11 protein-coding genes are annotated in these 12,453 nt (G+C 60.2%); 2 read left to right on the forward strand and 9 right to left on the reverse strand.

Annotated elements, in window-relative coordinates; all coding sequences use genetic code 11:
• Positions 1 to 30 precede the first annotated feature (30 nt).
• From ATY79_RS18485 to ATY79_RS18500, 4 genes are all read right to left on the reverse strand, one after another.
• Positions 31 to 1,059 (reverse strand): iron ABC transporter substrate-binding protein, encoded by a 1,029-nt coding sequence (locus ATY79_RS18485; RefSeq protein ID WP_088693237.1) that lies wholly within the window; start codon positions 1,057 to 1,059, stop codon positions 31 to 33.
• A gap of 136 nt (positions 1,060 to 1,195) precedes the next feature.
• Positions 1,196 to 2,185, reverse strand: coding sequence for an Ldh family oxidoreductase (locus ATY79_RS18490; RefSeq protein WP_088693045.1), 990 nt, complete (start codon positions 2,183 to 2,185; stop codon positions 1,196 to 1,198).
• A gap of 73 nt (positions 2,186 to 2,258) precedes the next feature.
• Positions 2,259 to 3,797 carry an aldehyde dehydrogenase family protein gene (locus tag ATY79_RS18495; protein ID WP_088704556.1) on the reverse strand — a complete coding sequence of 513 codons (1,539 nt, stop codon included), beginning with the start codon at positions 3,795 to 3,797 and terminating at the stop codon, positions 2,259 to 2,261.
• Between the two features lie 16 nt (positions 3,798 to 3,813).
• Positions 3,814 to 5,097, reverse strand: coding sequence for an FAD-binding oxidoreductase (locus tag ATY79_RS18500; protein ID WP_088704636.1), 1,284 nt, complete (start codon positions 5,095 to 5,097; stop codon positions 3,814 to 3,816).
• A gap of 220 nt (positions 5,098 to 5,317) precedes the next feature.
• Between ATY79_RS18500 and ATY79_RS18505 the strand changes: the two genes are divergently transcribed.
• The gene (locus ATY79_RS18505; RefSeq protein ID WP_088693047.1) at positions 5,318 to 6,208 is read left to right on the forward strand and encodes a LysR family transcriptional regulator; all 891 of its coding nucleotides are present in this window, start codon (positions 5,318 to 5,320) and stop codon (positions 6,206 to 6,208) included.
• A gap of 67 nt (positions 6,209 to 6,275) precedes the next feature.
• Entirely contained in the window at positions 6,276 to 6,512 is a 237-nt protein-coding gene (locus tag ATY79_RS18510; RefSeq protein ID WP_016556708.1) for an Lrp/AsnC ligand binding domain-containing protein, read from the forward strand.
• 39 nt (positions 6,513 to 6,551) lie between these two features.
• Here ATY79_RS18510 and ATY79_RS18515 read toward each other — a convergent pair whose 3' ends face one another.
• Genes ATY79_RS18515 through ATY79_RS18535 form a run of 5 tightly spaced genes read right to left on the reverse strand, consistent with a single transcriptional unit; the run spans position 6,552 to position 12,359 of the window.
• Positions 6,552 to 9,026, reverse strand: coding sequence for a glycoside hydrolase family 2 protein (locus tag ATY79_RS18515; RefSeq protein ID WP_088704557.1), 2,475 nt, complete (start codon positions 9,024 to 9,026; stop codon positions 6,552 to 6,554).
• Between the two features lie 15 nt (positions 9,027 to 9,041).
• The gene (locus tag ATY79_RS18520; protein ID WP_088704558.1) at positions 9,042 to 10,004 is read right to left on the reverse strand and encodes a DUF1839 family protein; all 963 of its coding nucleotides are present in this window, start codon (positions 10,002 to 10,004) and stop codon (positions 9,042 to 9,044) included.
• Positions 10,005 to 10,012: 8 nt separating this feature from the next.
• Complete coding sequence (locus ATY79_RS18525) at positions 10,013 to 10,921, reverse strand: amino acid--[acyl-carrier-protein] ligase (RefSeq protein ID WP_088693050.1); 909 nt, start codon at positions 10,919 to 10,921, stop codon at positions 10,013 to 10,015.
• Positions 10,922 to 10,925: 4 nt separating this feature from the next.
• Complete coding sequence (locus ATY79_RS18530) at positions 10,926 to 12,107, reverse strand: acyl-CoA dehydrogenase family protein (RefSeq protein WP_088704559.1); 1,182 nt, start codon at positions 12,105 to 12,107, stop codon at positions 10,926 to 10,928.
• On the reverse strand, positions 12,108 to 12,359 hold the full coding sequence (locus tag ATY79_RS18535; protein WP_088693052.1) for an acyl carrier protein: 252 nt from the start codon (positions 12,357 to 12,359) through the stop codon (positions 12,108 to 12,110).
• Positions 12,360 to 12,453 lie beyond the last annotated feature (94 nt).

The following is a 12,453-nucleotide window of genomic DNA, read 5'->3' on the forward strand; positions in this document are numbered from 1 at the left end:
TTTTGACCCGCAGGGCCTCTGACAGAAAGACTAGATGATGCCAGCGGCTGTCATCAATTCCGTCACCTTCTTGCTGTTCAGCTTGGCCGCATCGACCTTCGGTGCATTGAGGTCAGCCAGCGGAACGAGCTTGTCATTCGATGCCGCATCCTTGCCGATGGCATATTCATAGGACGTGCCGTTCTTAAGGATGTCCTGGCCGGGCTTGCCGGTAACGAACTTCAGGAAGGCCTGAGCTTCCTTGGCATGCTGGCTCGACTTCAGAACGCCGCCGCCGGAGATGCTGACGAAAGCACCCGGATCCTGATTCTTGAAGTAGTGCAGGGCAACGTTCTTGCTGTTTTCACCAGTCTTCGCCTGATCGCCGAACCAGTAATAGTGATAGATGACCGCGCCCTCGACTTCGCCGGCGTTGACCGCCTTCATCGCGACGCTATTGCCCTTGTAGGGCGTGGAGTTTTCCTTGAGCGCCTTGAGCCAAGCCGTCGTTGCTTCCTCACCCTTGAGTTCGAGCAAAGCGCTGACAATCGCCTGGAAGTCAGCGCCCGCCGGCGAAGCGCCCCAACGACCCTTCCAGGCCGGATCCGCGAGGTCGAGCAGCGACTTCGGCAACTTGTCCTCAGTCAGCTTCGTCTTGTCATAAGCAAAAACCGTTGAACGAGCAGCAATGCCGGTCCACATGCCGTCAGACGGGCGATACTGCTCGGGGACCTGAGCCAGCGTTTCCTTGTCGACCGGCGCAAAGAGGCCAGCTGCATCGACCAGCGTCATGGCTGGAGAGTTCTCCGTCAGGAAAACGTCGGCCGGCGACGCATCACCTTCCTGAACGATCTGATTGGCGAGCTGCATGTCGCCGCCTTGGCGCATCGTTACCTTGATGCCGGTTGCCTTTGTGAAGGCATCGATCCACTCGCGCCCAAGGCTCTCATGCTGAGCATTGTAGACGACAATGCCTTCAGATTCCTGCGCCAGAGCGGTGCCAGTGGCGAGCGAAGTTGCGGCAACGAGCGAAGCGGCAAACGCCAGCGCGCCGGAAAGGCGGTTAAGGGAAGTTTTCATGAAGCCCTCCATGGTGTTTCACCCGAGATCCCGGGATGTTGGAGCCCGTATATTTTTGTTGATTTGGTATTTCAAGTTTTAGTGACGGCACAAGCATCACAAATACTTGAAACAGTTCATCAACATTAGAATCGTTCTAGAGCGCGCAGATCGCGGCAATGACCTCGTCTTCCACGTCAATGCCGTGTTCCAGGGCCTGCTGCCGTGCCGTTTGACCCCGACGCCCGGGAAGCCGGACGCCGGGGTCTGACGAGATCTCGTCTACAAGTGCGGCCAATCGTTCGGCCACACCACTTCCACCGCTGGCGGTCGGGTTGATGACAACAAGCATCTGCCCGAGGCCGGGTGCCGAACCCTTATCGTCGAAAAGCGAGGAGGACTCGAAGGAGAAATTGGCCCCTGTCAGCGCGCCGGCAAGGAATTCGACCATCATCGCCAACGCGGCACCCTTGGCTTCTCCCGATGGTGCCATCGTCCCCTCGAGTGCCGCAGCCGCATCCGTCGTCGGCTGGCCATTTCGGTCAAAAGCCCAATCCGCAGGAATAGCGACACCCTTTTGGCGTGCTGCCATCACCTTGCCACGGGCAACGCGCGAAAGCGCGAGATCAATGACGAGGGGGTCGGCTGCCGGGATCGGCGCGGCGAACGCGATCGGATTCGTTCCAAAGACGGGCTTGCGCCCACCCCAGGCGGCCATGGACGCGGTGGCATTGGCAACCATCAGAGCGACAAACCCCATTTCCGCAAACCGCTCGACGGTCAAGGCGAGGACGCCGGCGTGGTGGGAACGATGAACCGCCGCTAAAGCGATGCCCTGCTGCCCGACAATCTCCGGGAGAATCGAGGCTACGAGATCGAAGGCCGGATAGGCGTAGCCGTGGCAGGCGTCGATCCGCACGACCGCGGGAAACAGCCTTTCGAGCCGCGGCTTGGCAAATCCGTCGACTTTGCCCGCCTTGGCCTGCTTCGCGTAAGCCTCGACGCGGCGCAGGCCATGGCCGCCTTGTCCGGCCGCCTCGGCGGCAACGAGAGCCCTGGCAACCGAGCGCGCATTGGCCTCGTCCACACGATTGCGCGTCAAGGCTTCGATAACCAGCGTTTCCGCCGCAGCTAGGGTGAAATGCATGGCGACCTGCAGAAAAGAAAAGGGGTGATGACGTGTTATGTCATCACCCTTTCGGCCGCAATGCAGGCAATGATCATTCGACGTCGAACTTTACGCCCTGCGCAAGCGGCAGTGTCTTGCCGTAATTGACTGTGTTCGTCGCCCTGCGCATATAGGCCTTCCAGGCATCCGAGCCGGACTCGCGGCCACCGCCGGTTTCCTTCTCGCCGCCGAACGCACCACCGATTTCGGCTCCCGACGGACCGAGGTTGACGTTGGCAATGCCACAATCGGAACCGCGCGCCGAAACAAAGGTTTCAGCCTCACGCATATCATTCGTGAAGATCGAAGAAGAAAGCCCCTGCGGCACCGCGTTATGGAGCTCCAACGCCTGATCGAAATCCGTGTACTTCATCACGTAGAGAATTGGCGCAAATGTCTCATGCTCGACAGGACCGCTCTGTGCGGGCATTTCAACGAGCGCCGGACGGACATAGAAAGCGTCTCCGGCACCGTTTTCGACGCGCTCGCCACCGGTAACCTTGCCGCCGGCGGCCCTCGCTTGCTCGAGAGCCGACTGCATGTTCGTAAAGGCATGCTTGTCGATGAGAGGCCCGACAAGCGTCCCCGTTTCCAGCGGGTTGCCGATCGAAACCGAGCCATAGGCCTTCTGCAGGCGCGGAACGAGCTTGTCGTAGACGCTCTCGTGAACGAACAGGCGGCGCAGCGTCGTGCAGCGCTGACCGGCGGTCCCCATGGCGGAAAAGGCAACGCCACGCAGCGTCAGGTCAAGATCGGCCGTCGGGCAGATGATCGCGGCATTGTTGCCGCCGAGTTCGAGGATCGATCGCGCAAAGCGCTGTGACAGGCGGGGACCGACAACGCGGCCCATGGCCGTCGACCCCGTCGCCGAGACCAGCGGCACCTTGGGATGGTCGACAAGCACTTCCCCGACATCGCGTCCACCGATGAGCAACGTCGAAAGGTTCGCAGGCGCGGCCCCGCCTTCGGCGACAAACCGCTTCAATGCCTTCTCAAACAGCGCCTGAACGGCAAGCGCCGTCAGCGGCGTCTTCTCCGAAGGCTTCCACACTGTTGAGTTACCGCAAACCAGCGCCAAGGCAGCATTCCACGACCAGACAGCGACCGGAAAATTGAAGGCAGAGATAATGCCGACGACGCCCAGCGGGTGCCAGCTTTCCATCATCCGGTGCTCGGAGCGCTCCGTTGCAATGGTAAGACCATAGAGCTGGCGCGACAGGCCGACGGCAAAGTCGCAGATGTCGATCATTTCCTGGACTTCGCCGAGCCCCTCGGAGGTGATCTTGCCAACCTCGATCGAGACGAGTCGGCCGAGAGCGGCTTTTGCCGCGCGGAGCTCTTCGCCGAGCAGGCGCACGAGTTCGCCGCGCTTCGGAGCCGGAACGGCCCGCCACTCGAGGAATGCCTTGTGCGCCGCCTCGATGGCGTCCTTTGCTTCTGAGGAAGAGTGCTCCTTCAGTGCACCGATCTCCTTACCGGTGACTGGAGAGGTAACGCGAAGCGTGCCGCCGATATAGCGGTCGGCGCTGACGCCCAGTTCCGTGAGCAGTTTTTTCGTCTCGGCGGCGAGATCAAGTGCAGAAATGGTCATGGTTCAACCTCGGTTCTCAAAGGCGGGCGTCGGCGAAATGGGCGACTTGGGCACCGGCTTCGTACCACATTTCCTTCAAGGCGCGGAAGCTCGGCTCGGACGGCGCGGTAAGCGGTAGTGGCAGGTCCGCTTCCGTCGTCTGCCCCAGGATAAGCTGGGCAAGCGTGCGGCCGAAAACGGTGCCCGGCGCGATCCCGCGACCATTATAGCCGGAGAAGCCAACGACATTCGGCGCGAACCTGTGGAAGCGCGGCAGCGCATTGTCGGTCATCCCGATCTTGCCATACCACTCGCATTCGAACTCGACATCGCCAAGCTGCGGAAAGAGCTTCTTCAAAGAGCGTTTGGCCCAGGCCGTGTGGATGCCAAGCCCAGTATTGCGTAAAGCGCCGACACTGCCGAACACCAGGCGCCCGGCCTGGTCCATGCGATAGGAGGAGAGGATTTCCTTCGTGTCCCAAACTCCTTCGCGCCCGGCAAGGATCGAGCGGCGCAAATTGTCGCCAAGTGGCCGGGTCGCAAGATTGAAATAGGGCAGGTGGACCTGCTCGTTGCGCACCGCTTCCCAGGGACCCGTGCTGTATGCATCAGTCGCCACGATGATCCAGTCAGCCGTCACCTCGCCCTTTGCGGTCCTCACGGTCCAGCGGTTGCCTTTCGGCTCGGTCGCTATCACGGGGCTCGAAGTATGGATTGAAACGCCGGCCTTGACCGCCGCATGCGCAAGGCCGCGGGCATAGGCGAGCGGCTGCAGCGTGCCGGCGCGCATATCTAGCAATGAGCCCGTATAGGCACTGCTGCCAACACGCTTGGCCGTCTCCGCCGCGTCGAGCAACGTCACAGGCGCTCCGCGCGCCGCCCACTGCTGCACGCGATCTTCGATCTCCTTCAATCCACTCGCGCCGACAGCGACGTGAAGCGTTCCGTTCCGTTCGAGTTCACAGGCAATGCCGTGTCTGTCGATCAACTCCATCACGAGCTTTGGTGCATTGCCCAACAGGTCGAGCAACCGTTCGCCGTAGACCGGGCCGAGAACGCCCGGGAGGTCGTCCGGCATGACCCACATGCCGGCATTGATGAGGCCAACGTTGCGGCCCGCACCGCCGAACCCGATCTCCTTGGCGTCAAGCAATACGACCTTCGAGCCCGCTTCCGCCAGATGGAGACTGGAGGAAAGACCGGTATAGCCGCCCCCCACAACAACGACGTCGGCGCTCACGGCGCCAGCCAGCGACGGTGTCACAGGTGGCTGGGGAGCGGTTTTTTCCCAGAGGCCGTGGGAACGGGGATCGTTCAGCATTCGATCAAAATCCATCCATTAGGCAGGCAACATTCTAGCGCCGTGCGATTGCTTGTAAAACCGCTGATACAGGCTGCCGATCGCTGCCAGGAGCAGCAAACCCGGCCGGTCGATCGCATTCCAGTTCATTCCGATTCCGTCAGATGGATTACTTTACAAATCCGGATAAGCCGTAAATATCGACATTTGCGAAATAGCTTATTCTGAAATGGAATGATGGATGCTGCCATCACGACGCTTTCTTCCGTCGACGTCCTTGCTTGTTGCCTTCGAGGCGGCATCTCGCACTGGTAGCGTGACGGCAGCCGCGCGCGAACTCGACCTCACGCAGAGCGCCGTCAGCCGCCAGATCAAGGCGCTGGAGGAGCAACTCGGCGTCGAACTGTTCGTGCGCGAGCGCCAGACCGTGCGTCTGACGCTCGCCGGCGACGGTTACGCCCGCGAAATACGCGAGGCACTGCGACGCATTTCAAGCGCGTCGCTGAACCTGCGCGCAAATCCGCATGGAGGTACGCTCAATCTGGCCATTCTCCCCACCTTCGGGACGCGATGGTTGGCGCCCCGGCTGGGTAGCTTCCTCGCCGCCAATCCCGGGGTAACGATCAATCTCATCACCCGATTGTCACCCTTCGACTTCCGCCTCGATTCGATCGACGCGGCTATTCACTTCGGTCACGCGCATTGGCCTGGCGCGGAGCTGACGTTTCTCATGTCGGAGAAGACCGTCCCGGCCTGCAGCCCCGAGTTTTGCACCCGGCACGCGATCAACACTGCGCAGGATCTGCTCGAAGCTCCACTGCTGCACCTGACGACGCGCCCGGATGCATGGGAGCGGTGGTTCGCAGACAATGGTGTGAGCTTTCAAAGCGTCCACGGTATGCTCTTTGATCAGTTCGCGACAGTCGCCCAAGCGGCGGTGGCCGGTCTCGGCGTTGCGCTGCTACCGACTTTCCTTATTCAGGATGAGCTGAAACGTGGTGACCTGGTCGCAGCCATTGATCGCGAAACGGAAAGCAGTGAGCACTACTATCTTGCCTATCCGCCGGAACGAGCCGATTACGCCCCGCTGGAGGCATTTCGCGCCTGGATCGTTCGTGAAGCCGCGATCTGAAGCTTGCGCCGACAGGGCGCTTTCGAGCATTATGCGCCGAACCAGAATGTGATGCAGGAACCTCCCCATGAAGCCAATTTTCGTTCAGCTCCAATGCGCGCCAGGCAAGACCTACGAAGTCGCCGATGCCATCTATCAGACCGAGCGCGTTTCGGAACTCTATTCGACGAGCGGCGATTATGACCTCCTGCTCAAGGTCTACATCGAAGAGGGGCAGGACATTGGCAAGTTCATAAACGATAACATCGCCAACATCCCCGGCATTGTGCGCTCGCTGACAACCCTGACCTTCAAGGCCTTCTGAGCAGCCGTTTGAAACGCCTTCCGGTCTCCCGCGAGGGCACTAAAACGAGACGGCCCGTGAACTGCCGAGGCTTGTAATCTCACCGGAAGGCGCTTCTCCATCCGCCGACCCCGATAGTGGAAGCAACCGGACCCGTTTGGCAGCGCCGGGGGCAAGATGAAACCAGTCGTCGTCGGGTCGATAGCCATCGACACTGACGTGAACGGACTGCGCGAACCTGTCGGCTGCGATATCGAGCCCCCATGCATCGTTCTGTCGCGTCACCGCCACCTGGATTTCAGCATCATGGAAGGCCTTAGAGCGCCCCAACGGAAAATGGAAGGCGTCGGCAACCACTGGACCGCCATCCGGCAGGCGCAAGCGAGCAACGGTGACGTCATGGGAAGGCGGGCCGAAGCGGAAGGCGTAAGTCGTGTCGAAAAACGCGCCAAAGAGATCGGTGGCGGCAAAGGTCTCGCAACTCCTTGGGGCCAAAGCCAGAATACGGCCGCCGCTGACGGCGTGCTGCCTGCCGTGCCGCAAGCAAACAAGCTCGAGATCAAGCTGAAGAGCGTTCTCGGTCTCGTTCAGCACGTGGATATCGAGGCCATTCGTGCCTTCGTCCGTGACGACAACCTGCACCGGCCGGAACGCGCGACCTAGCGCGTACCAGATGGGTTTCGGCTCGCCGGTCGAATCAATCACACCCCAACCAGGGCCAGGCATCAAATCCTGCAGTGTCCAGACCAGTGCGCCGTTGCAGGTCGATTCCTTGCGTCGCCATTCGGCAAAGGTCGCCTCGGCCACTTCGCCGGTGACGACACGGGAAAGGTCGAGGTACCGCTCGCGATTCTCACGACGGAGGCGCGCCGGATCCTCGCCATAGAGTTCTGCCAGATAGAAATCCCTGACGTCCTCGAAATCCCACGAGGCGCCACGATCGCGGGGAACCCGCGATTTCCATAGCGGACTGTGGACCGGCGGCACGTCCAGATGGCGTTGCAGCGTTCTCTGCTGCGGCACGTGGGCGAAAGCCAGGCTCTCGGCCGCGAAGCGAATGTTTGCTCGGCGCGCGTCATCAAGCGGTCGCATGTAGGCGCCAACGCCGTAGTAGTGGGTGACCCCAACATTCGGAGAAAACGGCATTGCGCCGCCCGAAGGTGAATTTGGCACATACGGGACGTCGGGCCGCATGCGCCCGGCAATCGCCGGAATGATCTCCTCCGTGATCGGACCCGACCAATAGTCCTGCGGCAATCCAAGCATGGCCGCCTGCTGGTAGATCTCGCTGCCGCCGCACAAAACCGCCAGCGACGGGCATCCCTGGACGGCATGCAGGAATTCCTCGACCTCCGCGTGGACATGCGCCGTCAGAGCTTTGTCGTTCTTCGGATAGTCAAAATTGGCGAACATGAAGTCCTGCCAGACAAGCAGGCCGAGTTCGTCGCAGAGTTGAAAGAACTCCGGCGTCTCATAGACCATCGTCCCGCCGATACGAATCATGTTCATGCCCGCCTCCGCGGCAAGGCGTAGGAACGGCTCGTAATCCGCTCTGTCGCCCGGCAACCGAACGATATCGGCGGTCGTCCAAACAGCACCACGGCAGAAGATGCGCTCGCCGTTGACCAACAGTGCAAAATCATCTCCGTGGGCGCCACGATCGACGTCGATCCGCCGAAAACCTGTTCGCCCTGCGTGATGGGCAACACCGTCAACGACAATCGAGTAATCGTAAAGTTGAGGCGCGCCGTGCGTGTGCGGCCACCAGAGATCGACGTCCTTCAGCTTCAGGATTGCCGAGTAGTGGCTCTCTCCAATCTTTTCGAAGGCCTGCTCGCTCTCTCCACACCGAAGCGTCAAATCCGGATTGTCGACATTCGTGTGAAGCGAAACGCTCAACCGCCCGGTACCGTCCGCCTCAAGCACGGCACGAATGGCGACATTGTCGATCGAAACGACATCGCGGCGCACGAGCGTGATGGGACGCCACGGACCAACCGCATGAATTTCCGGACACCAGCCCGGCATCCGCCCAAGCAAGGTCGTGCGAACATTCTTCAAGCCTTGCGGCGTGATCATTTGCGGACGCCAGCGTGCGCGTGGACCGGGTTCGGCCAGCTTCGGCGCCAAGGCTCGGAAGCAAAGCGCCAGCTCGTCGCCGCCGGAGAGCGTCACCGGTATCTCATGCATGGTGAACATGCTTTCCGACGCCAGTATCTCCTGGCCATTGAGAAAGACATGGCACAGCGTAGCCAAGCCCTCGAAGCGCAGGATCACATCGCCGGGCTGCGCGTCAAAAAGGCGGCAGAGGTACCACGCGTCGCGGGTATCGAGCGGCTCCGGATTTTCACGATCGAAGCGTCCCGCCTTTTCCAATGCCGAAGCGACAGTCCCCGGCACTTCGGCAGCGATGAACTGAGCGGACAAGGGAATATCATGAGGCGTTGCGCACGCGCCCGGCTCCGTAAGAACCAGATTCCAGCCTTCGGCGAGCAGAGTTTCCTCTGCACCGACACTCGCCAACCGTCCCCGCATGCTAGACTCCCGGCTTCACAAGCGCTCCTTGAGCGAAGCCATCATGGAATCCCATGCATCGGCTGCCGGATCAAGCGCTGTGCGCAGTGGATCATACTTCTTCCGCGTCACGGCCCGGGCGAGCTGGAACTGCACTGACTTTGCAACTTCGGAAATCCGGCGCGCATCAGCGATGGCGGACGAGAATTCATTGGCAGAGAGCCAGGCAAGATGATTACCGGCAAGTTCGAAATTGGCGCCAAACTGGCGTAGCGTGTTGAACGCATACTTGTGAAAGAAACCAAACGGTCGCTCTGCCACTGCTTCCACCTGCTGCGGAAACACTTCGGCGAAAGCTCGGATAGGATTCGAGACCGGCCGACGACCGAAGTGAAGTCCGAGGAGTTTGCGCGCCGTGGCGCTGACATGCGCAGCATCAGGAATACGGGCGGGAAGCTTTGCAAATTCCGTGTACGGAAGGAACGGCGGATCTTCTGGCGTCAGATGAAGCTGGAACAGCCCGTCGAAGTCTTCGCCCTCGAGATGAAAATAACCACCGTTATGAAAGTACTCGACGCGCTTTCCGGCAAGATCGAGCCTGTTGATTGCCACGGTGGTCTTGCCATGCTCGGTCCGATAGGCAGTGCCCTGTGTGTCGGGCATATAAAACGAGTCCATCTCGATCAGGCAAAGGCGCCCGCGTGCAATCTGCACCTCGATGTGCCGTTCGACGCGGTCGAAGATGGCAAGTTCGGTGACACGGATGTCGTAGAGTGCCTCAAGATCCTCGAGGGGCACCTTGAAGAAGGTGAATTGATCGCCCTCGAAGTCCTGCGTGAGCGTGAAGCCAAGCATCGCCTCCGGCGCGGTGCCGACGGCGTTCAGCACTTCGATCCAGAGGTCGACATAGCAATTGGTTTCAGGCCACATCCGCTCACTGGAATGCAGCGGATGCGGCTGATAGCCGTCCGGGTGGACCCACGCAAAGACGGCTCTCATCGCTTCGCTCAGCTCCACAGCGCTTGACGCACCTTGGAAGGCCAATGCTTGACCTCGAGCCCGTGGTGATGGAACAGCGCGAGCGCGATGCGCTCAAGGCCGAAGCCAACGCAAGCCGTGTGCGCAACGCTGCCGTCTTCGAGATATAGCTCCCATTTCGTGCCAAACGCATCCTGATGGTAGTTGAAGCTCATGCAGGCCGTCGGCTTGGCAACCGAAGTGATCGGAATGAGCAGTTCAAATTTCAGGTTCTGATCGCGCTGATTATTGGCCAGCATTTTGCCGGCGCGGCCAAAGAACGGGTCGTTCGCGACATCAATCGTCACATCCAGGCCGACTGCCTTCATCATTTCGACGCCGCGGTCCATCCAGCGTTGCCGGAAATCCGTGACATGCTGCTCCGTACCCATGCAAATGTATTCACGCATGCGGAAAAGCTGCTGGCGCGCGGGATCCCGCGAAGGCTCGTGGCGGAAGCAATAGGATTGCAGATCGAAGAGACCGCCGCCCATCGGCAGTTTGCCGCGGCGAGCAACAGTCGGATAGAGCGGATAGCACGCAGCAGGAGTCAAAACGATGTCGGTTGCCTGCTGATCCTTCGTCCAGTCATCGCCCACCTCCATGCACTGAAGGAGGCTGATGTGGTCGAGTTCACTGCCGCAGAAACTGTGAACCGTGCCCGCGAGCTGCGGGAAGCTCTTCATGTAACCGCTCTTCTCGAAGAAGGCACGGTTCATTCCGGGCGGAAAACGCATCGCTTCAGCGCCATCGGCGCCGCCGAACTTGTCGATCAGGCGCTCGAAGGCGGCAATCACGTCTTCAAACTGTCCGCTGCGTCCGTAAAGACCGTCAACGCCCGTATCGATCAAGAGACCCGATTCAAAAAGCCTGTCCAGAAACGTTGTCTGCACGTCCATGTCGTCACCCCAGTAAGCTAGTGTCCTGCTTGTGGACAAGAAGCATGCTCGACGTGTTGCCGAGGATGCGGTCGTTCGAGATCATGAGTTGTGCGGAATGGGCGTCGCGCAGATGCCGGCCGACGCTGAATGGCGTGCCGTTCTTGTAGCCCATGATCCCACAAATCAGCATCGCGTGATTGACGATCTCGAGAATCGTCTCCGACGAGGCAATCTTCACGTTGTTCATCGTGACGGCAAAGCCCATCGAGGAAAGCTTGTCCGCGTCGCTCTTGGCATCTTCGTAGGCCTTCAGGCCGGCAACGACGTTCGCGCGAACCATCTGCAGAAGGTTGGAGACCTCGGCCAACCGCAGGGCTCCGGGCGGTGGCGCCCCCGGTGACTTGCGCGCAGCTGCTCGCACGAACGCCTGGGCGCGACCCACAGCGTCGACGGCGATGCCATACCACACGCCGCTCCAAAGAAGGTGCGACGACGCCAGCATCGATTGGGCCGCGATCTCCGCGAAGGGCTTCGGAAGGATTTGTGCTGCGGGCGCCTCGCCTTTGAAGAGGAAGCCATCCGAGCACGTGCCCCGCATGCCGAGCGTATCCCATGCGTGGGTTTTTTCCAGCGTGTACTGCTCCTTGAGAAAAACGGTCAGAGCCTGATCGGAAGAAGCCGCATTGGCATGGGCGCGCGACGTAATCATGATCGCATCGGCGTAGGAGCCGTAGGATATGACGGTGGCGTCTTTCTCCAGACGGCAGGTATCGCCGTCCACCTCGATCGCGCAGATGCTGTTCCTGAGGTTGCCGCCAATGCCACCTTCGGTCGTCGCCGACCCAATCAGCAATTGCTCGGCGGCCACGCGTTGCATAAAGGCCCGATGCCATTCGCTCTCGGCGCCGTGCTCGACCAGGCTGCAAAGCTTGATGTGATGCATGGCGAAAACCATGGCAGCCGCAGAACACGCCTGCCCAAGCATCGAGCACAGTTCGGCGATCCCTGCGATCGTCGCGCCTTCGCCACCGAAGTGGCGTGGAATCTGAATTCCGAGCAACCGCTCGGCCCTCATGGCCTCCACTGCTTCGTGTGGGAACCTCCCGTCAAAATCGACGGAGTCCGCATGCCTTGCCGCGATCGCGGACACGCGGGCGACTCTGGCGGCAAGATCTTCTTCCGTGATTTTGACCGGAAAGTTCATTTAGGCGACCTTCCGGCTATCTTTGATCTGGTCGACGGTCTTCGCGATCGCCGAAATGCTGGCAAAAGACTTGCGATTCAGGAGATTGTCAGGAAATTCGATGTCAAAGGCTTCTTCGATGCCAAGCATAAGCTGCACCGAAGCGAAGGAAGTGAGGCCCACCGCATAGAGGTCGGCATCGTCGGCGACCTGGTCAACAGGAACGGGAAGCTTTCCGAATTTGACCAGGAGCTCACGGATCGTAGTATTCATTATGACTTCTCCAAGATGATCATATCTCGAGTGGCGAAACTGCCTTGTTCTCGCGATAGGCGTAGTCTGGAAAAGACAAAATTCTCCTAAATGA

Source organism: Rhizobium sp. R693 (assembly GCF_002211315.1).
Classification (GTDB): Bacteria; Pseudomonadota; Alphaproteobacteria; order Rhizobiales; family Rhizobiaceae; genus Rhizobium.

Coding starts and splice junctions, on each gene's coding strand:
- ATY79_RS18485 (WP_088693237.1), bottom strand. CDS start 1,059: ATGAAAACTTCCCTTAACCGCCTTTCCGGCGCGCTGGCGTTTGCCGCT.
- ATY79_RS18490 (WP_088693045.1), bottom strand. CDS start 2,185: ATGCATTTCACCCTAGCTGCGGCGGAAACGCTGGTTATCGAAGCCTTG.
- ATY79_RS18495 (WP_088704556.1), bottom strand. CDS start 3,797: ATGACCATTTCTGCACTTGATCTCGCCGCCGAGACGAAAAAACTGCTC.
- ATY79_RS18500 (WP_088704636.1), bottom strand. CDS start 5,097: ATGCTGAACGATCCCCGTTCCCACGGCCTCTGGGAAAAAACCGCTCCC.
- ATY79_RS18505 (WP_088693047.1), top strand. CDS start 5,318: ATGCTGCCATCACGACGCTTTCTTCCGTCGACGTCCTTGCTTGTTGCC.
- ATY79_RS18510 (WP_016556708.1), top strand. CDS start 6,276: ATGAAGCCAATTTTCGTTCAGCTCCAATGCGCGCCAGGCAAGACCTAC.
- ATY79_RS18515 (WP_088704557.1), bottom strand. CDS start 9,026: ATGCGGGGACGGTTGGCGAGTGTCGGTGCAGAGGAAACTCTGCTCGCC.
- ATY79_RS18520 (WP_088704558.1), bottom strand. CDS start 10,004: ATGAGAGCCGTCTTTGCGTGGGTCCACCCGGACGGCTATCAGCCGCAT.
- ATY79_RS18525 (WP_088693050.1), bottom strand. CDS start 10,921: ATGGACGTGCAGACAACGTTTCTGGACAGGCTTTTTGAATCGGGTCTC.
- ATY79_RS18530 (WP_088704559.1), bottom strand. CDS start 12,107: ATGAACTTTCCGGTCAAAATCACGGAAGAAGATCTTGCCGCCAGAGTC.
- ATY79_RS18535 (WP_088693052.1), bottom strand. CDS start 12,359: ATGAATACTACGATCCGTGAGCTCCTGGTCAAATTCGGAAAGCTTCCC.